General features: G+C 56.6%; 22 protein-coding genes. 4 read left to right on the top strand and 18 right to left on the bottom strand.

The window, feature by feature from the left end; genetic code table 11:
• Window positions 1-64 precede the first annotated feature (64 nt).
• Window positions 65-1,474: a CPBP family intramembrane glutamic endopeptidase gene (locus Q0W94_RS07130; protein WP_297757144.1), complete on the top strand. Its 1,410-nt coding sequence runs from the start codon at window positions 65-67 to the stop codon at window positions 1,472-1,474.
• On the opposite strand, the gene Q0W94_RS07125 is transcribed toward Q0W94_RS07130, so the two are convergent.
• Window positions 1,471-1,965, bottom strand: a complete 495-nt coding sequence (locus tag Q0W94_RS07125) for a L,D-transpeptidase (protein ID WP_297757142.1) — start codon at window positions 1,963-1,965, stop codon at window positions 1,471-1,473. The two genes, Q0W94_RS07130 and Q0W94_RS07125, sit on opposite strands and share 4 nt — an antisense overlap.
• Before the next feature lie 86 nt (window positions 1,966-2,051).
• On the opposite strand from Q0W94_RS07125, the gene Q0W94_RS07120 reads away from it, so the two are divergent.
• Genes Q0W94_RS07120 through Q0W94_RS07110 form a run of 3 tightly spaced genes read left to right on the top strand, consistent with a single transcriptional unit; the run spans window position 2,052 to window position 5,092 of the window.
• A complete protein-coding gene (locus Q0W94_RS07120) occupies window positions 2,052-2,693 on the top strand; it encodes a cofactor assembly of complex C subunit B (RefSeq protein WP_297757139.1) in 642 nt (213 codons plus the stop codon).
• A gap of 57 nt (window positions 2,694-2,750) precedes the next feature.
• Window positions 2,751-3,767, top strand: a complete 1,017-nt coding sequence (gene hemF / locus Q0W94_RS07115) for an oxygen-dependent coproporphyrinogen oxidase (RefSeq protein WP_297757137.1) — start codon at window positions 2,751-2,753, stop codon at window positions 3,765-3,767.
• On the top strand, window positions 3,767-5,092 hold the full coding sequence (locus Q0W94_RS07110) for a cytochrome c biogenesis protein (protein WP_297757134.1): 1,326 nt from the start codon (window positions 3,767-3,769) through the stop codon (window positions 5,090-5,092). The genes hemF and Q0W94_RS07110 overlap by 1 nt, the downstream gene beginning before the upstream one ends.
• A 10-nt stretch (window positions 5,093-5,102) precedes the next feature.
• On the opposite strand, the gene Q0W94_RS07105 is transcribed toward Q0W94_RS07110, so the two are convergent.
• The 17 genes from Q0W94_RS07105 to ndhI form a co-directional block, all read right to left on the bottom strand.
• Entirely contained in the window at window positions 5,103-5,705 is a 603-nt protein-coding gene (locus Q0W94_RS07105; protein ID WP_297757131.1) for a type II secretion system protein, read from the bottom strand.
• A gap of 90 nt (window positions 5,706-5,795) precedes the next feature.
• Window positions 5,796-6,368: a Tfp pilus assembly protein FimT/FimU gene (locus tag Q0W94_RS07100; protein ID WP_297757128.1), complete on the bottom strand. Its 573-nt coding sequence runs from the start codon at window positions 6,366-6,368 to the stop codon at window positions 5,796-5,798.
• Between the two features lie 17 nt (window positions 6,369-6,385).
• The gene (locus Q0W94_RS07095; protein WP_297757125.1) at window positions 6,386-7,498 is read right to left on the bottom strand and encodes a PilW family protein; all 1,113 of its coding nucleotides are present in this window, start codon (window positions 7,496-7,498) and stop codon (window positions 6,386-6,388) included.
• 37 nt (window positions 7,499-7,535) lie between these two features.
• Window positions 7,536-8,351: a hypothetical protein gene (locus tag Q0W94_RS07090; RefSeq protein WP_297757122.1), complete on the bottom strand. Its 816-nt coding sequence runs from the start codon at window positions 8,349-8,351 to the stop codon at window positions 7,536-7,538.
• A 20-nt stretch (window positions 8,352-8,371) separates the two neighbouring features.
• Window positions 8,372-12,526, bottom strand: a complete 4,155-nt coding sequence (hpsA, locus tag Q0W94_RS07085; protein ID WP_297757119.1) for a hormogonium polysaccharide biosynthesis protein HpsA — start codon at window positions 12,524-12,526, stop codon at window positions 8,372-8,374.
• Between the two features lie 417 nt (window positions 12,527-12,943).
• Window positions 12,944-13,921: an Rpn family recombination-promoting nuclease/putative transposase gene (locus Q0W94_RS07080; RefSeq protein ID WP_297757116.1), complete on the bottom strand. Its 978-nt coding sequence runs from the start codon at window positions 13,919-13,921 to the stop codon at window positions 12,944-12,946.
• A 7-nt stretch (window positions 13,922-13,928) separates the two neighbouring features.
• The gene (locus tag Q0W94_RS07075) at window positions 13,929-14,882 is read right to left on the bottom strand and encodes an Rpn family recombination-promoting nuclease/putative transposase (RefSeq protein ID WP_297757113.1); all 954 of its coding nucleotides are present in this window, start codon (window positions 14,880-14,882) and stop codon (window positions 13,929-13,931) included.
• Window positions 14,883-14,889: 7 nt separating this feature from the next.
• A complete protein-coding gene (locus tag Q0W94_RS07070) occupies window positions 14,890-15,891 on the bottom strand; it encodes an Rpn family recombination-promoting nuclease/putative transposase (protein WP_297757110.1) in 1,002 nt (333 codons plus the stop codon).
• Between the two features lie 7 nt (window positions 15,892-15,898).
• A complete protein-coding gene (locus Q0W94_RS07065; RefSeq protein ID WP_297757107.1) occupies window positions 15,899-16,864 on the bottom strand; it encodes an Rpn family recombination-promoting nuclease/putative transposase in 966 nt (321 codons plus the stop codon).
• Between the two features lie 7 nt (window positions 16,865-16,871).
• Entirely contained in the window at window positions 16,872-17,897 is a 1,026-nt protein-coding gene (locus Q0W94_RS07060; RefSeq protein ID WP_297757104.1) for an Rpn family recombination-promoting nuclease/putative transposase, read from the bottom strand.
• A gap of 7 nt (window positions 17,898-17,904) precedes the next feature.
• On the bottom strand, window positions 17,905-18,786 hold the full coding sequence (locus tag Q0W94_RS07055; protein ID WP_297757101.1) for an Rpn family recombination-promoting nuclease/putative transposase: 882 nt from the start codon (window positions 18,784-18,786) through the stop codon (window positions 17,905-17,907).
• A gap of 7 nt (window positions 18,787-18,793) precedes the next feature.
• Window positions 18,794-19,234 (bottom strand): DUF4351 domain-containing protein, encoded by a 441-nt coding sequence (locus tag Q0W94_RS07050; RefSeq protein WP_297757098.1) that lies wholly within the window; start codon window positions 19,232-19,234, stop codon window positions 18,794-18,796.
• A 32-nt stretch (window positions 19,235-19,266) separates the two neighbouring features.
• Window positions 19,267-20,280, bottom strand: a complete 1,014-nt coding sequence (locus Q0W94_RS07045) for a DUF3326 domain-containing protein (RefSeq protein ID WP_297757095.1) — start codon at window positions 20,278-20,280, stop codon at window positions 19,267-19,269.
• A gap of 1 nt (window position 20,281) precedes the next feature.
• Entirely contained in the window at window positions 20,282-21,451 is a 1,170-nt protein-coding gene (locus Q0W94_RS07040) for an HhoA/HhoB/HtrA family serine endopeptidase (protein ID WP_297757092.1), read from the bottom strand.
• A 76-nt stretch (window positions 21,452-21,527) separates the two neighbouring features.
• A complete protein-coding gene (gene nuoK / locus Q0W94_RS07035) occupies window positions 21,528-21,833 on the bottom strand; it encodes an NADH-quinone oxidoreductase subunit NuoK (protein ID WP_297757089.1) in 306 nt (101 codons plus the stop codon).
• A 9-nt stretch (window positions 21,834-21,842) separates the two neighbouring features.
• Window positions 21,843-22,445: an NADH-quinone oxidoreductase subunit J gene (locus Q0W94_RS07030; protein WP_297757088.1), complete on the bottom strand. Its 603-nt coding sequence runs from the start codon at window positions 22,443-22,445 to the stop codon at window positions 21,843-21,845.
• 11 nt (window positions 22,446-22,456) lie between these two features.
• Window positions 22,457-23,047 carry an NAD(P)H-quinone oxidoreductase subunit I gene (ndhI, locus tag Q0W94_RS07025; protein ID WP_297757085.1) on the bottom strand — a complete coding sequence of 197 codons (591 nt, stop codon included), beginning with the start codon at window positions 23,045-23,047 and terminating at the stop codon, window positions 22,457-22,459.
• Between the last annotated feature and the right edge of the window lies 1 nt (window position 23,048).

Genomic DNA, 23,048 nt, shown 5'->3' with positions numbered 1-23,048 from the left:
GTTGCGGGGTAGGCAAAAATCAACTGAGGTGTCTTGCTCCATTCCCACAGGCTGGGAATAAGCCTTGATTATACCCCCTGCCCGCAGTTGCGATCGCCACGGTTCTAGAATGCCGATGCCTAAACCCCTGAGCCAGCCTCAACACTCCCTTAGGGATTGGTTGGCCACAGCGCCGCAAGGCTTTCTCCACTCACCCCGATTTTCCAGTCGCCGCGAGCAACAGGTGGCGATCGCCGCCTGTGTGCTTTGGTTTTGGGCCCAACTGCTCTACCTGCGCTATTTGTCTGCAACCCCTTGGCCGTGGCTAGAAAGTCTGCTGGAGTCGACCGCCGTCGTTATGATTGGCGGGTTTCCGGTGCTGTGGTGGGCAAGCGACCAGCGTGATTGTGCCAAGCTGGCTCAACGGTGGCAGGGGCGCTTACTCCTGAGCCTAGGGCTGTACATGGCCATTGGCTTAGCCCTGCCGGAGGCCAGCCGCTTTCCCTGGCATCGGGTTCTCACGAACTTGATCTTTGCCGATCAGGGGGGGCTGAATTTGTTAATCTTTCTGGGGGGCGTTGGGGCAATGGTGCGTGTCCCTTTCCTGCTGCGGCAAAACACCACACCGCCGCCGCTGTTGTGGGCGTGGATCGGGGGGGCAACGCTCTATTTGCTCCTCAGCCACAGTGGGCTGGTTTCGCCCGCCTTCCCCAAGGGGTACAGCGAAGGCTTCCTCCTTGCCCCTCTTTATCTGCTGCTGTGTGCTTGGGGCGATTGGCAGCGGCGACACCCTCCCCCGACAAGTGCCACCGGCTTGGGATGGCAGGAGATGCCCTTCATTGCCCTGTCGCTGTTTAGCCTCTACTGGTTCTCGACCCCCTATTTTCGTTTTGGCCCCTTTGTGGCGCTGCAACTCTTTATTCTTGTGATCATTTTGGGCAAGGGGCTGGGGCGATCGCACTTTGGCTATAGCTTTGAACCCCGCTGGCGGGATGCCCGTTTACTGGCGGCCCTGTTCTTGGTGGCCTCGGCAATCCTGGTGCCCTTGGGCACGCTATTGGGCTTTTTGCCCTTGGCCAAATTCAACTTGACCCCCTCACCGCTGGCGGTGTTTGTCTATGTAACGCTTTTTGCTATGCGGGTGGGCATTTTTGAGGAGGTGATCTTCCGCAGTGGCCTGATGATTTTGGTGCGGGACCTGCTGCGGCACTATGGGGGCGATCGCTGGCGGCCAGGGGTCATTGCTTGGGGGGCCATTCTCAGCTGCTCACTCCTGTTTGGGGTTCTCCATGTCGGCAACGAGCCCAGTGCCGATATGCAACTGCCCCTCATGGCTTACCGCGGGGTGTATATTCTCATGGCCAGCCTCGCCTCTATCTTTTACTGCTTGGCCTTTGCCTGTACGCAGCGCCTCTGGGTAGGGGTTCTCCTCCATGGCCTAGTGGATGCGATCGCCGTCGTCTTTTTTGGCGCCGCCCTGGTCGCCCCCTTCTAGGGCACCACAATCACGGGCACCCCTAGTTGCACTTTCTCAAAAAGCTCTTCAATGTCGCGGTTGTACATGCGCACACAACCGTGGGAGACCGCATGCCCAATGGAATCAGGATTGGGGGTACCATGCAAGCCAATCCAATCGGTACCATCACTCCAAAAGCCAATCCAACGCCGTCCCAAGGGGTTTTGGGGATGCCCGCCAGCAATCACTACCCCAGTAAAGGGATTTTTCCAAGCGGGATTGCGAATCATCTGGCGAACTTGAAATTGACCGATAGGGGTTTCCCAGCCGGGGCGGCCCACCGCCACTGGATACCGGCGCAGCGGCGTGTGTCCTTGGTAGAGGGTCAGTTGGCGCCGCGAGAGGCTGATTTCTAGGCGCAGGGGTGGGGTGGCCAGGGCAACGGGGAGATGACCCAAAACACTCAAACTCAGCAGGGCAACCACCAGCCGCGATCGCTGGCCAGCTTTGAGGCACCGTTGTCTTTTCATTGCTGCATCTCCTCCCACCACTGTGATCTGGGCATTGGTGAATAATAGATAGCTACGTGACTCCTGCAAATTTTTTAGAACTTTAGATGACTGATCAAATCCTGCGCTATTTGCCCCTGGCCACGGGGGTTTTGGGGGGCACTCTGCTGCTGGTCAATCGCTTGCTGACGCCCCTGCCTACCCCTTCCCAGGCCCGCGCCGATGTGGTGGGGGTGATCCTGGCAGCGGTCTTGATCTTGACAACGCTGATTTGGCAGCGGGTGCAGCCCCGGCCTCCCCAGGCGGTGCGCCTAGAGGGGCAAGAGGGCTTTGAGCTGGCGGCTGATCTCTCGCCTCTGTTGAAAACAGAACTAGCATGGCTCTCCTACACAGTGTTGATGAATACGCCCACAAAGTCCATTGTCATTTGGCGGGGCGATCGCCCCCTGCTGCGCCGCGGCATTCTCGGCCCCAAACCCATGACCGGCACCGGCGCCATTGTGCAGCGGGCCCTGCAGACCCAACGCCCCATCTATTTGGTGGATCTAGCCCTTTACCCCGGCCGCATTGAATTTGACTATTTACCCCCCAATACCCAAGGGGTGATTTGCCAGCCGGTGGACGAGCAAACCGTAATGATTTTGGGCACCAATGCCCCCCGCAGCTATACCCAGCAGGATGAGCGGTGGGTGGCAGCCCTGGGGGCAAAACTCGCTCAGGTGCTAACCTCAGAGTACAATAAAGCCTAGACAGCCTTAAACAGGCCTGTTTGCCCTTAAGACCAGTATGAGGATGGCGGATTAACTATGACGGTGGCAACTTCTGCAACCCCGGCCGTGCCCAGTGATTCGCGGCAGCGGGTGGCCGCGTTTCTGAAGGACCTCCAGGATCAGATTTGTCAGGCCCTCGAGGCTGCCGATGGCGGCGCCCAGTTTCAGGAAGACTGTTGGCAACGGCCGGAGGGGGGCGGCGGTCGCTCACGGGTGATGAAACAGGGGCAGCTCCTAGAGCAGGGGGGCGTGAATTTCTCAGAAGTCTGGGGCGAGCAGTTGCCCCCCTCGATTTTGGCGCAGCGCCCTGAGGCGGCAGGTTATGGCTTCTATGCCACCGGTACCTCCATGGTGCTGCATCCCCGCAATCCCTATGTGCCAACGGTGCATTTAAACTACCGCTATTTTGAGGCCGGGCCGGTGTGGTGGTTTGGCGGCGGTGCCGATTTAACCCCCTACTACCCCTTTGCCGAGGATGCCAAGCATTTTCACCAAGTCCATAAAGCGGCCTGCGATCGCCACCACCGGGAATACTACCCCGTCTTTAAGCGCTGGTGTGATGAATACTTTTACCTCAAGCATCGCGGCGAAACCCGCGGCGTCGGCGGCATTTTTTTTGATTACCAAGACGGCAGCGATCGCGAGTTGTACCGCGGCCCCCATCCCGACGGCGACGCCGCCCGCTACAGCCAACGCGTGGGCGCCATTGGCAGTCGTTCTTGGCAAGACCTCTTTGCCTTTGTGCAAAGCTGTGGCCAAGCCTTTCTGGAGGCCTATCTGCCCATTGTGGCACGGCGGCGGCATCTAGAATATGGCGATCGCGAGCGGCAGTTTCAGCTCTATCGCCGCGGCCGCTATGTGGAATTTAACCTGGTCTATGACCGCGGCACCATCTTTGGCCTGCAAACCAACGGCCGCACCGAATCCATTTTGATGTCGTTGCCCCCCTTGGTGCGCTGGGAATATGGCTATCAACCGCCCCCCAACAGCCCGGAAGCGGAACTGTACAGCACCTTTCTCAAGCCCCAAGACTGGGTGAATTGGCCAAGCTAATGCCTACCCCTCGCCGTTTTCTTGCCCTCCTAGCCGATCTGCGCCTGGCGATTCTGCTGCTGTTGGCCATTGCCATCGCCAGTATTGCTGGCACCGTGATTGAGCAGGGGCAGTCCCTGAGCTACTATCAGGCCCACTATCCCGAAAAGCCGGCCCTCTTTGGCTTCCTCAGTTGGCGGCTACTTTTGGCCCTGGGGCTCGATCGGGTCTATCGCACCCCGTGGTACCTCGCTCTGCTGGTGCTCTTTGGCGCCAGTCTCACCGCCTGCACTTTTAGTCGCCAAGTGAGCGCCCTCACCGCTGCCCAGCGCTGGCAGTACTACCAAAAGCCGCAGCAGTTTGCCAAATTGAGCCTGAGCACCACCCTTGCCAATGTCACCCTTGCGGAATTGGCCACTGCCCTCAGGCAAAGGGGCTACCGCGTCTGGCAAACTGACAGCCAACTCTATGCCCGCAAGGGGCTGGTTGGTCGCATTGGCCCGATTGTCGTTCACGCCAGCATGATTCTCATTCTGCTGGGGGGCATTTTGGGGGCCCTCACCGGTTTTATGGCCCAGGAGCTGATTCCCAGTGGTGACACCGTTCAGCTGCAGCACCTTGTGCAGGCGGGACCCTTGGCCCGCATTCCCCAGGACTGGTCGGTCAAGGTGAATCGCTTTTGGATTGATTACACCGCTGCCGGCGACATTGATCAGTTCTACTCCGATCTCTCGGTCTTGGATGCTGCCGGCCAGGAGGTGAAGCGGGGCACGATCCATGTCAATCGGCCCCTGCGGTATCGGGGCGTCACCTTCTACCAAGCCGACTGGAGCATTGCCGCCCTGCGCTTTCGCCTCAACCAGAGTCCGGTGCTGCAACTGCCCATGGCGCCACTGGACACCGCCGGCAAAGGTCGCCTTTGGGGCACTTGGCTGCCCACCAAGCCCGACCTCTCGGAGGGGGTTTCCCTGATTGCGCGGGATCTGCAGGGCACCGTGTTGATCTATGGCCCCAAGGGGGAGTTTCTCACCAGCTTGCGCACGGGCATGGCAACACAACTCAACGGCGTTACCCTGACCTTGGTGGAGCTGGTGGGCAGTACGGGGCTCCAAATTAAAGCCGATCCGGGGATTCCCCTGTTTTATGCTGGGTTTGCCCTCCTAATTGCCGGCGTGATCATGAGCTATGTCTCCCACTCCCAAGTGTGGGGCCTGCAGGAGCAGACCTTCCTCTATGTCGGCGGACGCACCAACCGGGCCCAGTTGGCCTTTGAGCAGGAATTGCTGGCGATCCTGGAGGCCCTCAGCGGCTCCGCTCAACGCCCCGCGCTCAACGCTACTCCCTAGAAGCGGCGGCCTATTCCGTGGTTTCGATGGGCAAATACTCGACTTCTTTGCCGGTGTCGGTGTTGACCTGTGCCCAACAGTCGCCAGGGGGCGCGGCACTGCTGCCCTCCTTCACCGAGGAGGTGGTGACGCCGTAGTTTCCCTCCTTGGCCCACACGCACCCCGAGACGCCGGTGCCGGCCGGATCGATGGCTTGGGCATGAACAGCCGCGTACCAAGGATTGCCACCGCCATGGAGAATGCGCCCCGTGTCTTTCTCTTTCACTTGGTCGTAGGTGAGGCGGAGGGGATAATAGCCATCCACCCGATAGCCGCCCCCTTGGGTGTTGTAGATGCCCAAATAGGCCAGCTTGGTGGCAAAGATTTTATGGCGGACGCGGTAGGCCTCCTGGGCACGGTTCACGGCGCCCACGGCTGATTTGGCCCCCGCCAATTGTGCCTTCAGTCGCTGGTTGAGCAAGGAGGGCAAGGCAATCAGGGCAATGACCCCCAAAATGACGATCACCGCCAACACCTCTGGCAGGGTCAAGCCGGCATTGGCGGTGCGCCGCTGCTGGCGGTGTTGTTGCAGAAAGAACAGGAGGTTAATGTAAAAATGTTCTTGGGGCATCATCGTTCGGTGCTAGTATGACAGCTTGGGTATGAGAGTGGCCAAGGGGGCCTATCCCCGCTCTACGGCGGCAATCAACAACGTATTCGCGATTTATTCGCGATAGTCTTTGCAGGAACTGCCGTCTTCTAGGCGCATGCCGCCGAGGATGGTAGGAACCCGCACACATTGCAGGTAAGCACTTTCATAGGCATAGATGCTAAAGCTAATCCGCCGCGGCGTGACGGGGGTAATCACCCGCCCTTGGTAGTCAAAGGCCAGCTCACAGGTGGGGGATTGCTGTGCTTGCTGGCATTCCAGGATTTCATTCTTTTCATTCCTATTGACGGAGTTAAAATCAGTGGCCCACATGACCATCACCAGTTGCTCATCATCGTCCACCAAGGGCTGCCATTGCCAATTGCGCCGATCGCTCCCCACAGGATTAATTGACCACTGCGGGCCCAGATCAGTATTGCGAAAAGCAGCCACCCAAGGCACCTTTTGCTTTTTGGCGCTGGCTTGGGCCAAGCGCAGCACGTTGCGGGCATTATTCACCGCTGCCCTGACCCGTTGCCGCTGCAGCAGTGGAAAGAGGCTCATCGTACCAATCCCAAGTACGATGGCGATTAAAACAATCACCACCAACATCTCTGTGATTGTGTATCCGCGCTGGCGGCGTTCCATAGCTTGTTTCCTCCTGGCTAGTACTTAGGCACTTTTCCTTGCACAGAGCGGCTCAAAACCGTTGTGGTGATCACTGGGCGATTTTGCACATCTTGGGGGCGAATGCCGGGGAGTCCCTCTGGATTGCCCCGCAAATAGACAAAGGTGGCGGCATTGAAGCTGGCGCCGCCATCCTGCACACAGGCAAAGAAGCCCGCCGGTGCTGCCGCCGCACTGAGGGGCGTGCGCACAAAGTCAGGGGTGCCTGGCAGCGCCTCTGGACAGGCCGGGGAGGGGATGGTGGTATCGGTATCAATAAAATCGGTGACCACCACCAAATCGGTAACGCGCAGGTAGCCCTCAATATCACGCAGGGGACGACCACCCGCTCGCGTGTCCTGGAGATTTTCATTGGTTGCAGTGCCTACTTTGAACGGCCAGCGGGCAAAGTTGGTTTCGCCCACCGGTTCCACATACCCCTGATTGATCCCCAGGTAGTCATAATTGGCGTCACTGGCCACGTTGGCCACCTTATACTTGCGCAGTTGATAGCGCACCAGTCGCGCTTTCCCCTGCCAGGTTGATTCCGGCGCCCAGAAGGAGGTGGGGGCCGTATCAATGTAATAGACCACTAGGGTGTAGGTGCGGCGGCCATTTTGGAGATCGCGGCAGTGTTGTTTCGTCCTTGGTGCATCGCTAGACCATACCTTCTCGCAATCCCGCGGCATCTTAAAGGTGGCATAGCCCAGTTGGTTTTGATCGTAGGGAAAAGGCTCCAGAATCCACATGGCCAGGACGGGGGTCATGGTTGCGGGAAAGGGCGGCAGGTAATTGGTGAGGCGCTGGCTAGTGGGGCGGGTGGTATCGCCGCACAAGTCTTTAGGCTTAGGGTTAGAGTTATCATTGCCCGCCAGGCAGTTGCCGTTATAGACAAAGACCGCCTGGGCCAAGTCATTGCTAATTACATCCATGGCGGCCTTGAGGTCTTGCCGCAGTTGATTTAAAGAGGCTTCCCGCCGTTCGGTGTCGAGCATGTCAATCAAAATGGCGCCCAAGGCACTCATGAGAATGCCGGCAATCACCAGGGAGACGAGGATCTCCACCAAGGTAAAGCCCCGCGATCGCCGCCAGCGCCAGGTTGGCCATTTCATTGCTCTTTCTCCTTTGCACGATGGTTTGCTGTTTTGCTCATGGTGTTGTTCCAAGCTTTGCTGGGAGTGATATTGTGGGTGATATTGTGGGTGGTTCTTCGGACATGGAATTGCCACTGGCGACGCCTAGGCCTGGGGACCTGGGCAAAGAACCGCTTGGGCTATAACTGCTTGGTGAGCCCCCCCCCAAAGGTGCTGCCTGCGGTATGGACTGGCTAATTTTAGAAGGCTTCAGATAAGACAGGGTTTCGGCCGCATCGGCGCGCACAATCTCGGTGGTCAAAACCACCAGGGGGCGCCTCTCACTTGCGGGGCCGCCGCTGGTCATTGTGGCTGTGGCCTGCTCAATGGGCTGCCCAGGGGGGAAGAGACCATCGGGAACTGGCACGGCATCGGCGTTATAGACCCGCACCTGCACCGGATAGCCCAAGACCAACCCACTGTTGGTGGTGGTCAACTCGCCGCGATAGATCTGGACGGCAAAGCGGCTGTTGTTCAGTTCCCGTTCACAGGCGGTGGTGGCGCTCAGGGGTAAGGTGCATGTCGCTATCGCCTGCGGGGGCGCTTGTCGAGAGAGGGCGGCCGCATTCCCTAAGGTTGCATCACCTACGGTGCTTGCAGGGGGCAGCATTGCGGTGGAGGTGCTGCGTACATTGACCCCCTGCTCCATCAGCACCCGCAGCTGGTCAATTTCGCCGCGGGCAATTTCGGTGGCCTGATTGATGCGATCGTTGCGCAGGCGGGTGGCGGCCACCAGCACCAGGGGGGCGGCCAGCATCGCTAGGGCGAGGTTGACCACCAAAATGGCAATCACACACTCTAGCAGGGTGAGGCCACGGTCGCGTCGAGTCATGGTCAAATCACCTCCACAGTTTAGGCAGAACAACTGGCACTTGGATCAATGTTGCCCCCTCCCATGCTGGCGGGTCGGTTGGCACAGCGCAGTTGCTGGATATAGGGATCATCGGCGCGCAACTCGGTGTAATACTCTGTCCGCTGCCGTCCGGGGGTAATGAACCGCCGCGCCACTGGCCCAGCGGGCGCCAGTTGCAGAGCCACATCATAGCCCCAGCGGCGGTTGGGAGGGCTGTAGTATTTAATCAGCTCGACGCCCTGGGCATTACAGTTAAAGGCGGTGTTGACATCCCAGCAGGTAGGATCATTAGGCACTTCCCACTGGTCTTGGTCATAGGGGCCGGTGGCTTGGGTGGAGAAGTTGAGCTGAATAAATGACCCTTGGATCCAGAGATTTTTGCCGCTCCAGTTTTCCAGGAAGCGCGGGAAGTTGTGCATGCCGCCGTAGGCCTGGTTGGGGCGCGAGGGCACAATGCCGCTCACAATCACCGCATTGACGCGGGTGTTGTCTTTCGCCGCAATCAAGGAACGGTCGTTGTTAAATGAATTATAATTAGAAACTCCCCTGGCTTGGCCATTCTTATTCACATAAATTGGCCTCTGATCGGGCCCCGAGGGGGAGGGGTTAAGTAGGGGGATATTGAGTAAGTCGTTATTTTGGCTTTCCCGCACAAGCTGAGGGTCGTTCGGGTCGAGGGGGGGGTTGGGTCGGTTGGCATTCAGGAAAGAGGTCCGGTTGCCGGAGGAGCCGCAGCTGCGAGGATCAGTATTATCAAGATTACTAATAGGGGGATTAAGGACGCCTACAAAGTAGTGCTCGGCAAAGCCATCGCAGAAGTTGTCAGAGAGAATTGTGACGGCATCGGCCAAAATTTCTGCGGGGCGCCATGTGTCTTGGTCGGGCCGCGCAGTGTCTTTGTCGGGCCGCGCAAAGCGAGAATCTAGGGTGCTGCGACTGTAGAAATTACTCCAGTTGGCTTCGAGCTTGTCGGTAAACTCCTCAATGAGATTGCTGGCGGTGCCATCAGTGCTGTGCAGGTTAAAGTCCCCCTGAATATACACCGGGTTGTCACTGATAAAGGACAGGCCGGCGATATTTTTCTCGTCTGGAATGCCTTGGCGGTCAAGGCGGTTGCCGTTCAGTAGGCGGAAGCCATTGGGGCGCCGCAGCGGGTCGGCAAAGAAGTCCACCGGCTTCAGGGAAATGCCATTACTTGCCAAACAGGGGTCGTGGGGATTATTAGGATCGGTGTTCATCCAGTTTTGGCCGGGGAGGCAGGGGCGGGCAATGCCATCTTCGCGCACGGCATCCTCACGGAAGGCATAGACAATGCCCCCCATCGGCAACCAGGTATCGCCGCCAAAGGAGGTGCGCCGCAGCAAATCAAGGTCAATGTCCATGACCCGCACCGCCATTTCCTCGCGGCCATTGAAGAGGGCGTTGTCTAAGAAGGCAATGTTGTAGCGCTGGTATTGGCTACCATCATAATAAATAATTTGATTCCGGCGATCGGGGCGATCGGGATTCGACCCACTCGGCGCCAGTGCTGTTGGCACTGTGAATGCGCCTGGGTCGGGGCGAGGTTGGACAAGATTAGCAATTTCGTTAACAACATCCAGACGAGTCTTCGAAGGATCGTTAGGGTCAAACACCTGATACAGGACAGGATAAGCAGTAGTAGTCATCGGGTTATTTAATGAGGTGTCAACTTCTAGCCAGAGCTTGTCAAGTAGGAGACTACCGGCGCTGTTGGGATTGCTGAATGTGATGAGATCTTGATTCCCACCATCTGGAAGTGGATAATTTGAAGCGAGCTTAACATTAGCGTTAGAGCTCTGTGAAAGCTGTTCCACCTGCTTCACGCTGTAGGCCAGCATTCCCAACATGCAGCCGGCAGTGTGCAGGGTGCTCTGATCGGCCAAGCTAAGCTTACTTACGTCATTACCAACCGTTGTGAGCTGAGTCAAAGCCCGCCGCAAGTTCGAGAAGTTGCCGTATTTTATTGTGCCCGGGTTCGGGTGAGTGTTGTTGGGGGAGTTTTCCTGTTTTGGTGGAAAAGCCCCGGCAGGATCGCCGTAGTTATTAGCCAGGTTCTGTAATGCTTGCCGCAGCGCCGAGGTTGGATTACTCAACTGGCTGTAAAATCCATTACTCGGGTCATCGTTCAGCTCAAACTCCCAGCCGTTGGTGCCAATCCCTCTAAAGAAGTCAAAGAGCGGTGTGCCGTTTTGAAAGAACGGGATGTTAAGTGACGGGTCAGGTGTAAAAAACGTGATGCTGTTCAATGCGGTTTGGCGCGTGCCGTGGTGGTAGGTCATGGCCAAGCAGGCAACGGGCTCGTAGCCCCCACTGTTTTGCCCTGGGTAAGGGTCCGTAAAGGGATCGGGAATGCTGGGATCCGCTTGTCCGTTGTTGTTGAATTTGTAGTGGTAAACAACCGCTGCCTGCACCGCCGCCAAGTTATCCCGCAGAGTGCGGTGCTGATAGAACTCATTACAGCGTTGTCCACCTGGGCATGAATCAGGTCGCTCAAGGGGGTCCCCCAACTCCAGACGTTCCCCCACAATAATGCGCAGCCCCTCTTGGCGGGCCCGCCGCTCCCAATAGCCATCCAGTCCTAAGTCTTCCCGCTTGTTGGAGCTGTCGGGCGGGGCTACATTGCGCGTCAGCGGCTTGTCCGGTAGGTCGACAATTGGGTCGCCCATGGTGCCAGCGGGAATCCCGATCTTACCATAAGTCGGCTTGGGGCCATAGCGGTCATCGGCGCGGTAGGTGTCATCCACATAGGGCTTGGGCTGGCTTTTGTTGGCAAAGCGCCCCTGCACCACATAAAATTGGTTATTCCAATTGTTATCGCGGTGGCTGAGATTCGTGGGGTCACTGCCGCGGGCCCTGCTTTTATCCTCGGTGAGAATCGCCACCGGATTCAGGGCAACTTGCGCTGGGTTCACACCATCCTTGACCGAATCTCGATCCTTATCGAATGTAACAATGTTTTTTGCTGCTGGAGGGTCATCATCGGTGTAGGGAGGGCTGGGGGGTTCGCGGTAGGAGTGAATTTTGACTGTTCCGGCGGTGGTGTTGTTGTCCCGCAGACTGCCGGCCATAAATTGCCCCTGAAACTCAATTTGCTGGGTTTGGGGGTTGACCACCTCCGTTGCCGTAATCTCAGACGCCGCGCGCGTGTAAATGCAGGACCTGGGCGAACTGATTAAATGGGCTTGGAAACCGTCACCGCCCGCCGTCATAAAGATGCTGCCCTCGGTGTGCATGGCCCCATTCCAGCGGAAGGTCGGCCCCGGAAAGATTTCCAAGTCGTTGCGGAACCAGGCGCCCCACTTGTTGCCCCGCTCCATTTGCCGCTCTTGCACAAACTCAATGGTGGAGAGGGCTTGGCCGCCGTTGCGGTTTTCATAGACAAAGGCATTGATTTGGAAATTCTTCCGCAGAATGGCACTGGTCACCTCATCCCAGCCCACCTCGACGGTGTTGCCGCCGCCGCCTACGTTGGGGCACTGATTCCCCACCTCCGTAATCCCCATGGGGCGACTGCGGGTAATCAGGTTTTTGGCTTTTTCGTCATCACTGAGGTTGAGCTGCGCATCCGTGGGGCGTTTCATCAAAATCGAGTAGGCCACAATGGAGTCTGGCGTAGGTTGAAAGGCCCAGGCATTATCCAGCGTGCCATCCCCATCCAAGTCAATGCGCTCCTCATCCGCCAACGTGTAGGGATCCGGCGTGCGGGCGAAAGACCCCTGATTGCCCATGATTTGGGCGATGGTGTCTTCGCCAGGCACGCCATTGGGCCGCTGCGGGTCTTGGGTAAAGAAATACTCTAATTTTGTGCGGGCGCGATCAATGGCCGGGGCCGTGGCATTCATCACTTGGATTTCTTGCCGTTGACCGCTCACCTCGGTAGTGCGATTTAGTGTGCGAATCATCAAGGCCGCCACCGTGAGGCTCAGCACCACCAACACAATCACCGCCGTTGGCAGCACAAAGCCGGCGCGACCCCAGCGCAGCCTTGCCCCCTGCTGCCGCCGTCGCCCTACGAGGGGCGTCAGTCGCTGCCGTACCCAGCGCTGTAGCTGAAACATGAGATGACGGATAAACCGCATCAGCTTGCGATATTGTCGCTTCGAAAGTCCAAGCGGGCGATCGGGCTTTTTCATAGCGGCACCTAAGTCAATGCACCAGAAACCTACCAGCTATCCACAGGCCACCGTTAGGATAGTTTCTATCCCCAGGCTCCATAGTCTTTAGTATGGTTTTTCTTTAATGAAAAATTTCACCCTATCGCCACATTTCTAACACATTTCTAAAAATTTACCTGGCTCTGTAAAAATTTGCCTGGGTCTGTAAAAATTTGCCTGGGTCTTCTAAAAATTCACCTGGGTCTGTAAAAATTCACCCGGCTCTGTAAAAATTCACCCGGCTCTGTAAAAATTTGCCTGGGTCTTCTAAAAATTCACCTGGGTCTGGCGATCGTTGCTGCTACTTAAGCAATGGCAATACTTCTTAACTTCTTAAACTGTTCACTGAAACGCCGCCCCCCTCACCATGCCAACAATCCCGACCCACGGCCCCACTCAAGCAAAGCGCTCCAGCCATGCCGCCACGTCCCCCAGCTCCCTAAAGTCAAGCAGCGCCTCCGCCAAAGCCTCAATCTGCGAAATAGAAAGCCGCTGAATCCGCTCCTCTAGCTCACTAGGCACACTCCCAAACCGCCGCCGCAGCAGGCGCAAGATAACTAGCACTTCTCCTTGTTGCAGTCCTTGTTGCAGTCCTTGCTGCAGTCCTTGTTGTAAACCTTGTTGCAATCCCTGCTGTAATCCCTGCTGTAATCCCTGCTGTAATCCCTGTTGCAATCCCTGTTGCAATCCCTGCTGCCGTCCTTCGTCTAGTCCTTCTGCCCGCGCCTCAGCATACACCTCCCGATAAAACCGTGTCCGCTTCAGTTCCTCAGTGGTAAACCCCAACATCCGCAACACCTCCTCCCGACTCAGCTCCGTGAACTTGTACAACACAATCGTCGTGATTAGCTCTATTATGACTGCTGACTTTGGGGCTGCTTCCCCCTGCGTGCGCTCAGCCAGTAACCTCGCCACCCGCGGCATCTCTGCCTCAGGCAGCACCATCAATTGCATCAACCCCAGACTCAAGGGCAAGCTCTCCGGCGACCCCAATTCATTGAGATAGACGCGGCGCAGGCGCGGACTATGGACCAACAGGTCATAGGGGTCAAAAGACTCTTGCTCCGTTTGCCGATTGGGATAAATCACCACCGCTTGCCAGTCCGCAAAGGTGGAGCGATACAGGCGCAGATAGAGAAAAATCTCCGCAAAGAAGCGTTCATAGAAGGTGTTATCCCGCTGAAACTGCACCTCACAGAAATAGACCGTGCCTGCAGGGTCAGGGGGCACAAAGACGCCATCGATGCGAAAGGCGGTTTGCTTCAGCTCGACTGAGTCAAAACGATACCCCTGAGGGGTGTCTGTGCCCAGCAGGTCAAAGAGGGTTTGGGGCAGTTGGGCAAATAGTTGGTAAAAGAGGGAATCGCGGCGCATGGATAAGTTAACAGGAGTGTTCTAGCCATGCCGCCACGTCCCCCAGCTCCCTAAAGTCAAGCAGCGCCTCCGCCAAAGCTTCAATCTGCGAAATAGAAAGCCGCCGAATCCGCTCCTCTAGCTCACTAGGCACACTCCCAAACCGCCGCCTTAACTGGCGCAAGATAACTAGCACTTCTCCTTGTTGCAAACCTTGTTGCAATCCTTGCTGTAATCCCTGCTGTAATCCCTGCTGCAATCCCTGCTGCAAGCCTTCCTGAAGTCCTTCTTCTCGTCCCTCTTGTTTTCCCTCTTGTAATCCTTCCGCCCGCGCCTCAGCATACACCTCCCGATAAAACCGCGTCCGCTTCAGTTCCTCAGTGGTAAACCCCAACATCCGCAACACCTCCTCCCGACTCAGCTCCGTGAACTTGTACAACACAATCGTCGTGATTAACTCTATTATGACTGCTGACTTTGGGGCTGCTTCCCCCTGCGTGCGCTCAGCCAGTAACCTCGCCACTCGCGGCATCTCTGCCTCAGGCAGCACCATCAATTGCATCAACCCCACACTCAAGGGCAAGCTCTCCGGCGACCCCAATTCATTGAGATAGACGCGGCGCAGGCGCGGACTATGGACCAACAGGTCATAGGGGTCAAAAGACTCTTGCTCCGTTTGCCGATTGGGATAAATCACCACCGCTTGCCAGTCCGCAAAGGTGGAGCGATACAGGCGCAGATAGAGAAAAATCTCCGCAAAGAAGCGTTCATAGAAGGTGTTATCCCGCTGAAACTGCACCTCACAGAAATAGACCGTGCCCGCAGGGTCAGGGGGCACAAAGACGCCATCGATGCGAAAGGCGGTTTGCTTCAGCTCGACTGAGTCAAAACGATACCCCTGAGGGGTGTCTGTGCCCAGCAGGTCAAAGAGGGTTTGGGGCAGTTGGGCAAATAGTTGGTAAAAGAGGGAATCGCGGCGCATGGATAAGTTAACAGGAGTGTTCTAGCCATGCCGCCACGTCCCCCAGCTCCCTAAAGTCAAGCAACGCCTCCGCCAAAGCCTCAATCTGCGCAATAGAAAGCCGCTGAATCCGCTCCTCTAGCTCACTAGGCACACTCCCAAACCGCCGCCGCAGCAGGCGCAAGATAACTAGCACTTCTCCCTGTTGCAGTCCTTGCTGCAGTCCTTGTTGTAAACCTTGTTGCAATCCCTGCTGTAATCCCTGCTGTAATCCCTGTTGCAATCCCTGTTGTAATCCCTGCTGCAATCCCTGCTGCAAGCCTTCCTGAAGTCCTTCTTCTCGTCCCTCTTGTTTTCCCTCTTGTAATCCTTCTGCCCGCGCCTCAGCATACACCTCCCGATAAAACCGCGTCCGCTTCAGTTCCTCAGTGGTAAACCCCAACATCCGCAACACCTCCTCCCGACTCAGCTCCGTGAACTTGTACAACACAATCGTCGTGATTAACTCTATTATGACTGCTGACTTTGGGGCTGCTTCCCCCTGCGTGCGCTCAGCCAGTAACCTCGCCACTCGCGGCATCTCTGCCTCAGGCAGCACCATCAATTGCATCAACCCCACACTCAAGGGCAAGCTCTCCGGCGACCCCAATTCATTGAGATAGACGCGGCGCAGGCGCGGACTATGGACCAACAGGTCATAGGGGTCAAAAGACTCTTGCTCCGTTTGCCGATTGGGATAAATCACCACCGCTTGCCAGTCCGCAAAGGTGGAGCGATACAGGCGCAGATAGAGAAAAATCTCCGCAAAGAAGCGTTCATAGAAGGTGTTATCCCGCTGAAACTGCACCTCACAGAAATAGACCGTGCCCGCAGGGTCAGGGGGCACAAAGACGCCATCGATGCGAAAGGCGGTTTGCTTCAGCTCGACTGAGTCAAAACGATACCCCTGAGGGGTGTCTGTGCCCAGCAGGTCAAAGAGGGTTTGGGGCAGTTGGGCAAATAGTTGGTAAAAGAGGGAATCGCGGCGCATGGATAAGTTAACAGGAGTGTTCTAGCCATGCCGCCACGTCCCCCAGCTCCCTAAAGTCAAGCAGCGCCTCCGCCAAAGCCTCAATCTGCGAAATAGAAAGCCGCTGAATCCGCTCCTCTAGCTCACTAGGCACACTCCCAAACCGCCGCCGCAGCAGGCGCAAGATAACTAGCACTTCTCCTTGTTGCAGTCCTTGCTGCAGTCCTTGTTGTAAACCTTGTTGCAATCCCTGCTGTAATCCCTGCTGTAATCCCTGCTGTAATCCCTGTTGCAATCCCTGTTGCAATCCCTGCTGCCGTCCTTCGTCTAGTCCTTCTGCCCGCGCCTCAGCATACACCTCCCGATAAAACCGTGTCCGCTTCAGTTCCTCAGTGGTAAACCCCAACATCCGCAACACCTCCTCCCGACTCAGCTCCGTGAACTTGTACAACACAATCGTCGTGATTAGCTCTATTATGACTGCTGACTTTGGGGCTGCTTCCCCCTGCGTGCGCTCAGCCAGTAACCTCGCCACCCGCGGCATCTCTGCCTCAGGCAGCACCATCAATTGCATCAACCCCAGACTCAAGGGCAAGCTCTCCGGCGACCCCAATTCATTGAGATAGACGCGGCGCAGGCGCGGACTATGGACCAACAGGTCATAGGGGTCAAAAGACTCTTGCTCCGTTTGCCGATTGGGATAAATCACCACCGCTTGCCAGTCCGCAAAGGTGGAGCGATACAGGCGCAGATAGAGAAAAATCTCCGCAAAGAAGCGTTCATAGAAGGTGTTATCCCGCTGAAACTGCACCTCACAGAAATAGACCGTGCCTGCAGGGTCAGGGGGCACAAAGACGCCATCGATGCGAAAGGCGGTTTGCTTCAGCTCGACTGAGTCAAAACGATACCCCTGAGGGGTGTCTGTGCCCAGCAGGTCAAAGAGGGTTTGGGGCAGTTGGGCAAATAGTTGGTAAAAGAGGGAATCGCGGCGCATGGATAAGTTAACAGGAGTGTTCTAGCCATGCCGCCACGTCCCCCAGCTCCCTAAAGTCAAGCAACGCCTCCGCCAAAGCTTCAATCTGCGAAATAGAAAGCCGCTGAATCCGCTCCTCTAGCTCGCTAGGCACACTCCCAAACCGCCGCCGCAGCAGGCGCAAGATAACTAGCACTTCTCCTTGTTGCAGTCCTTGTTGCAGTCCTTGCTGCAGTCCTTGTTGTAAACCTTGTTGCAATCCCTGCTGTAATCCCTGCTGTAATCCCTGCTGTAATCCCTGTTGCAATCCCTGTTGCAATCCCTGCTGCAATCCCTGCTGCAAGCCTTCCTGAAGTCCTTCTTCTCGTCCCTCTTGTTTTCCCTCTTGTAATCCTTCCGCCCGCGCCTCAGCATACACCTCCCGATAAAACCGCGTCCGCTTCAGTTCCTCAGTGGTAAACCCCAACATCCGCAACACCTCCTCCCGACTCAGCTCCGTGAACTTGTACAACACAATCGTCGTGATTAACTCTATTATGACTGCTGACTTTGGGGCTGCTTCCCCCTGCGTGCGCTCAGCCAGTAACCTCGCCACTCGCGGCATCTCTGCCTCAGGCAGCACCATCAATTGCATCAACCCCACACTCAAGGGCAAGCTCTCCGGCGACCCCAATTCATTGAGATAGACGCGGCGCAGGCGCGGACTATGGACCAACAGGTCATAGGGGTCAAAAGACTCTTGCTCCGTTTGCCGATTGGGATAAATCACCACCGCTTGCCAGTCCGCAAAGGTGGAGCGATACAGGCGCAGATAGAGAAAAATCTCCGCAAAGAAGCGTTCATAGAAGGTGTTATCCCGCTGAAACTGCACCTCACAGAAATAGACCGTGCCCGCAGGGTCAGGGGGCACAAAGACGCCATCGATGCGAAAGGCGGTTTGCTTCAGCTCGACTGAGTCAAAACGATACCCCTGAGGGGTGTCTGTGCCCAGCAGGTCAAAGAGGGTTTGGGGCAGTTGGGCAAATAGTTGGTAAAAGAGGGAATCGCGGCGCATGGATAAGTTAACAGGAGTGTTCTAGCCATGCCGCCACGTCCCCCAGCTCCCTAAAGTCAAGCAGCGCCTCCGCCAAAGCCTCAATCTGCGAAATAGAAAGCCGCTGAATCCGCTCCTCTAGCTCACTAGGCACACTCCCAAACCGCCGCCGCAGCAGGCGCAAGATAACTAGCACTTCTCCTTGTTGCAATCCCTGCTGCAATCCCTGCTGCCGTCCTTCGTCTAGTCCTTCTGCCCGCGCCTCAGCATACACCTCCCGATAAAACCGCGTCCGCTTCAGTTCCTCAGTGGTAAACCCCAACATCCGCAACACCTCCTCCCGACTCAGCTCCGTGAACTTGTACAACACAATCGTCGTGATTAACTCTATTATGACTGCTGACTTTGGGGCTGCTTCCCCCTGCGTGCGCTCAGCCAGTAACCTCGCCACTCGCGGCATCTCTGCCTCAGGCAGCACCATCAATTGCATCAACCCCACACTCAAGGGCAAGCTCTCCGGTGACCCCAATTCATTGAGATAGACGCGGCGCAGGCGCGGACTATGGACCAACAGGTCATAGGGGTCAAAAGACTCTTGCTCCGTTTGCCGATTGGGATAAATCACCACCGCTTGCCAGTCCGCAAAGGTGGAGCGATACAGGCGCAGATAGAGAAAAATCTCCGCAAAGAAGCGTTCATAGAAGGTGTTATCCCGCTGAAACTGCACCTCACAGAAATAGACCGTGCCCGCAGGGTCAGGGGGCACAAAGACGCCATCGATGCGAAAGGCGGTTTGCTTCAGCTCGACTGAGTCAAAACGATACCCCTGAGGGGTGTCTGTGCCCAGCAGGTCAAAGAGGGTTTGGGGCAGTTGGGCAAATAGTTGGTAAAAGAGGGAATCGCGGCGCATGGATAAGTTAACAGGAGTGTTCTAGCCATGCCGCCACGTCCCCCAGCTCCCTAAAGTCAAGCAACGCCTCCGCCAAAGCCTCAATCTGCGCAATAGAAAGCCGCTGAATCCGCTCCTCTAGCTCACTAGGCACACTCCCAAACCGCCGCCGCAGCAGGCGCAAGATAACTAGCACTTCTCCTTGTTGCAGTCCCTGCTGCCGTCCTTCGTCTAGTCCTTCCGCCCGCGCCTCAGCATACACCTCCCGATAAAACCGTGTCCGCTTCAGTTCCTCAGTGGTAAACCCCAACATCCGCAACACCTCCTCCCGACTCAGCTCCGTGAACTTGTACAACACAATCGTCGTGATTAACTCTATTATGACTGCTGACTTTGGGGCTGCTTCCCCCTGCGTGCGCTCAGCCAGTAACCTCGCCACTCGCGGCATCTCTGCCTCAGGCAGCACCATCAATTGCATCAACCCCAGACTCAATGCCAGCTTTAGGTTGCTGTGGTAACCGTTTGCCAGGATACTCCCGCCTTCATGGCACTCAGGACGCCGATCGCCTCCCCATAGGACTGGCAAGGAATGGTCTCTATCCCCAAATCGGCCCCAGTAACATTGAGGGTTGTGGTGTTGTTCGCTACCGTTAGGATGGGGATGCCCTGATGAGCAAAGGCCAGAATTCCCCGCCCACCCAGGGCAGTGGCGGGTACAATCACCGCATCTACCTCCTGGCGCCACAGGGCTTGGGGGGCACTTAAACTGTAGCGGGGAGCACGACTCAACCCCACCAGCACCGAGGGCAAAAAGGTATAGCCAATTTCTTCGGCCAGGGCGCGGGGATGGACACTCGCCTCGAGGGGTAAGGGTTGCAGGGCTGGGGCATGGGCGGCTGGCATCTGAAAGTGCTGGACAATCAAATGACTAATGACCGCTTCTGCCCCTGCTAAAGGATCGACCCCTTGGCCCCTACGATAGTGGTGCAATGCTGCGGTGCCCAGATCATCAGGAAAGCGAGTCACGATCGCGATCGCCTCGGCCTTAGCGACTTGAATCAGTTTTTCTGCCGACCGCAGTAAACTGGCGGCGTTTGCCACCGTGCCCCATGTGCTGCCGGAGGCAGCAGTTTGTAACTGCACCCCCAAGGGTGCATCTGTTATCACCGGTTCAGTAATGGTTAAGCCCAAGGTGGCCGAGCACGCCGCTGCCGCTTGCCGATGGCGCAGTTGCAGCTCTGGTTCAATGGCCGCATCCAGTAACAGACCAATGCGATTCGGCCGGGGTGGTAGCAATCCCCAATGGCCGGCGGCAAATTCATCCAGGGCATAGCCTTCGACGTACCAGACATTGGGCAGCGGCCAGTAGAGCATGGCGCCATTGAGAACGTTGGGGTGGGTAATCAGGCGATCGCACACTTGGGCCAAGGCACGAACAACGGGAATCGCATCCCCCGCATAACCGCCAATGGCAGCGCCAATGCCCGTGGGAATGATCAGAACTGCCGTCAACACCCTAGCGACTCGCTTGGGTAGGCAGGGGAGCCGGCTGGACGGCCACCGTTACGCTTTGGCCACCGCGACGCACCTCTATGTCCATTGTGCGACCAATGCCGGCGCTTTCCACCATTTGCTGCACTTGATCCGCTTTGGTGATGTTTTGGCCATTGATACGACGGATCACATCTCCAGGTTGCAAACCGGCACGGGCAGCGGGAGAGTTGGGTAGGACTTCAAAAATCAAAACACCCGAACTTTCCTGCACCCGCACAGGACTATTGGGGTTGGCGTTGAGGCGTTGCTGCACCTCAGGGGTAAGATTGGCCATGCGAATACCGAGGAAGGGATGATCTACCCGGCCATTGGCCACGAGTTGATTGGCAATGCGCCGCGCCGTATTGATAGGAATTGCAAATCCTAGGCCCTGGGCACCGCCAATGATCGCCGTATTCATGCCAATCACTTCTCCCCGCTGATTGAGCAGGGGGCCACCCGAATTGCCGGGATTGATGGCAGCATCCGTTTGAATAAAGCCCACTCGCTTATCGGGCACCCCAATATCGCCGCTGGAACGTCCCGTGGCGCTAATAATGCCAGCGGTGACCGTATTGTCCAGTCCCAAGGGATTGCCGATGGCGATCGCCCACTCCCCCGGGCGCAAAGTATCCGAATTGCCAAGGCGCACCACCGGTAAATTGTTGGCATTCACCTTGACCACCGCCACGTCCGTCAGACGGTCTTGACCTAATACACGCCCTTCAAATGTACGACCATCCTTAAGCGTCACCTGAACGCGATCGGCCCCCTCCACCACGTGGGCATTTGTCAGGATCAAGCCATCGCTACTAATGATAAAACCAGACCCCAGACCCCGTTCTTCACGGCTGCGGGGGGGCATCATCGGCCCAAAGAATTCCTGAAAGAAAGGGTCATTAAAGATAGCCGGCACACGGGCCTGCACCCTACGGGAAGCATCAATGCGCACCACGGCAGGGCCCACCTCTTCAACGGCACGGGCAATAAAGTTAACGTCATTTCCCGCCGGTAGCGGTGCCGGCAACTGGGCCAAGCTGGGAGTGACCAAGGGCGTTGACGCTGGCATCAAGTGGGTGACAAACATGGCAGCAGCTGCCCCCAATGCCATTAATGAGAGATAAGTGACCGACTTACCAAGACGCACTGTCATAGGTGATTGCCCCTTTGCTGACACTGGCTCTTGTACTCTAGACGGCAATTGAGGGAAGCAAGTTCCAACCTCTAGGCTACCACTTCAGGAGGTTAAATTTCTCCATGTCAACAGTGTCGCGGTTGCGATAGATGGCCAAAATAATTGCTAACCCCACGGCGGCTTCGGCGGCTGCCACCGTAATCACAAATACGGCAAAGACTTGCCCCTTGATTTGCTGGCCATCCAGATAGTTGGCAAAACCAATTAAATTGAGGTTAACAGCATTCAGCAGCAGCTCAATGGACATGAGCACACGCACGGCATTGCGACTGGTCACCAAACCATAGATGCCAATACAAAACAGCAGTGCTGCCAAGATCAAAACAGAGGTTAACTGCATCGTCTTTCCCTATTTTTCAGACAAGGCCACAGGTTCACGGGGACGTTCCGGTAACTCCAAGGGGGGGACCACCTCTTCCCCGAGGGGGGGTTCAGCCTCCAAGACCAGTTCGCGGCGGGCGAGAACCACTGCCCCAATCAAGGCCATCAGCAGTAAGACCGAGGCCAACTCAAAGGGCAAGAGGAAATCGCTGAAAAAGTGCTGGCCAATGGTGGTGATGCTGTCAGGGGTGGGGGGCAGGGAACTGAGTTGCCAAGGGGCTTGCAAAATCATTTTCGTCAGCAACGCAAAGACCCCCAGGGAGACCACGGCAGCCCCCCCCTGACGCAGCCAGCGCCCGGGTACCGGCGTATAGGCCTCGCGCTTATTGACGAGCATGATGGCAAACAGGATGAGAACGTTGACCGCACCAACATAGATGAGAATTTGCGCCGCTGAGACAAAGTCAGCATTCATGAGGATATACAGCCCAGAGATGCTCAGAAACACAACCCCTAGCAAAAAGGCGGAATAGACAACATTGTTCAGGAGCACAACGCCCAGAGCGGCAACAGTCACTGCAGCAGCAAGGGCAAAGAAGGTCATCGTTTGGGTCAGGGTGGCTAAGTCCACAGCAACAACTCCTAGTTCTCAGATGATTCAGCAGGGGTGGCGATCGCCTCCGGACGCTCCCCTGCCCGTTGGGCACCCGCCGGCAAATCATGGCCAGACATCACCCCCGCCGGCAGGTAGGCAAACTCACGGATCGGCGTCACCATTGGGTCTTGGGTCACTTTGTAGGGAATGCGTCCCATGGCCACACTGTCGTAGTTCAGCTCGTGGCGATCGTAGGTGGCCAGTTCGTATTCTTCTGTTACTGAAAGGCAATTGGTGGGGCAGTACTCGACACAATTTGCGCAAAAAATGCACACCCCAAAGTCAATACTGTAGTGCTTGAGCTCTTTCTTTTTGATCTCTTTGTTAAAGACCCAGTCCACCACCGGCAGGTTAATGGGGCAAACCCGCACGCAGACTTCACAGGCAATGCACTTGTCAAACTCAAAGTGAATCCGTCCCCGGAACCGTTCTGAAGGAATCAGCTTTTCGTAGGGATACTGCACTGTTATCGGCCGCCGCCGCATGTGATCGAAGGTAACGGAGAGGCCTTGGCCGATGTACTTCGCCGACTGCACTGCCTCTTTGGCATAGTTGGCAATCTGATTGAGGAATTTCATG

Origin of the sequence: Thermosynechococcus sp., from assembly GCF_025999095.1 — a bacterium.
Taxonomy (GTDB): domain Bacteria; phylum Cyanobacteriota; class Cyanobacteriia; order Thermosynechococcales; family Thermosynechococcaceae; genus Thermosynechococcus.
The sequence above is the reverse complement of the archived record's forward strand: the minus strand, read 5'-3'. Positions and strand labels throughout refer to the sequence as shown.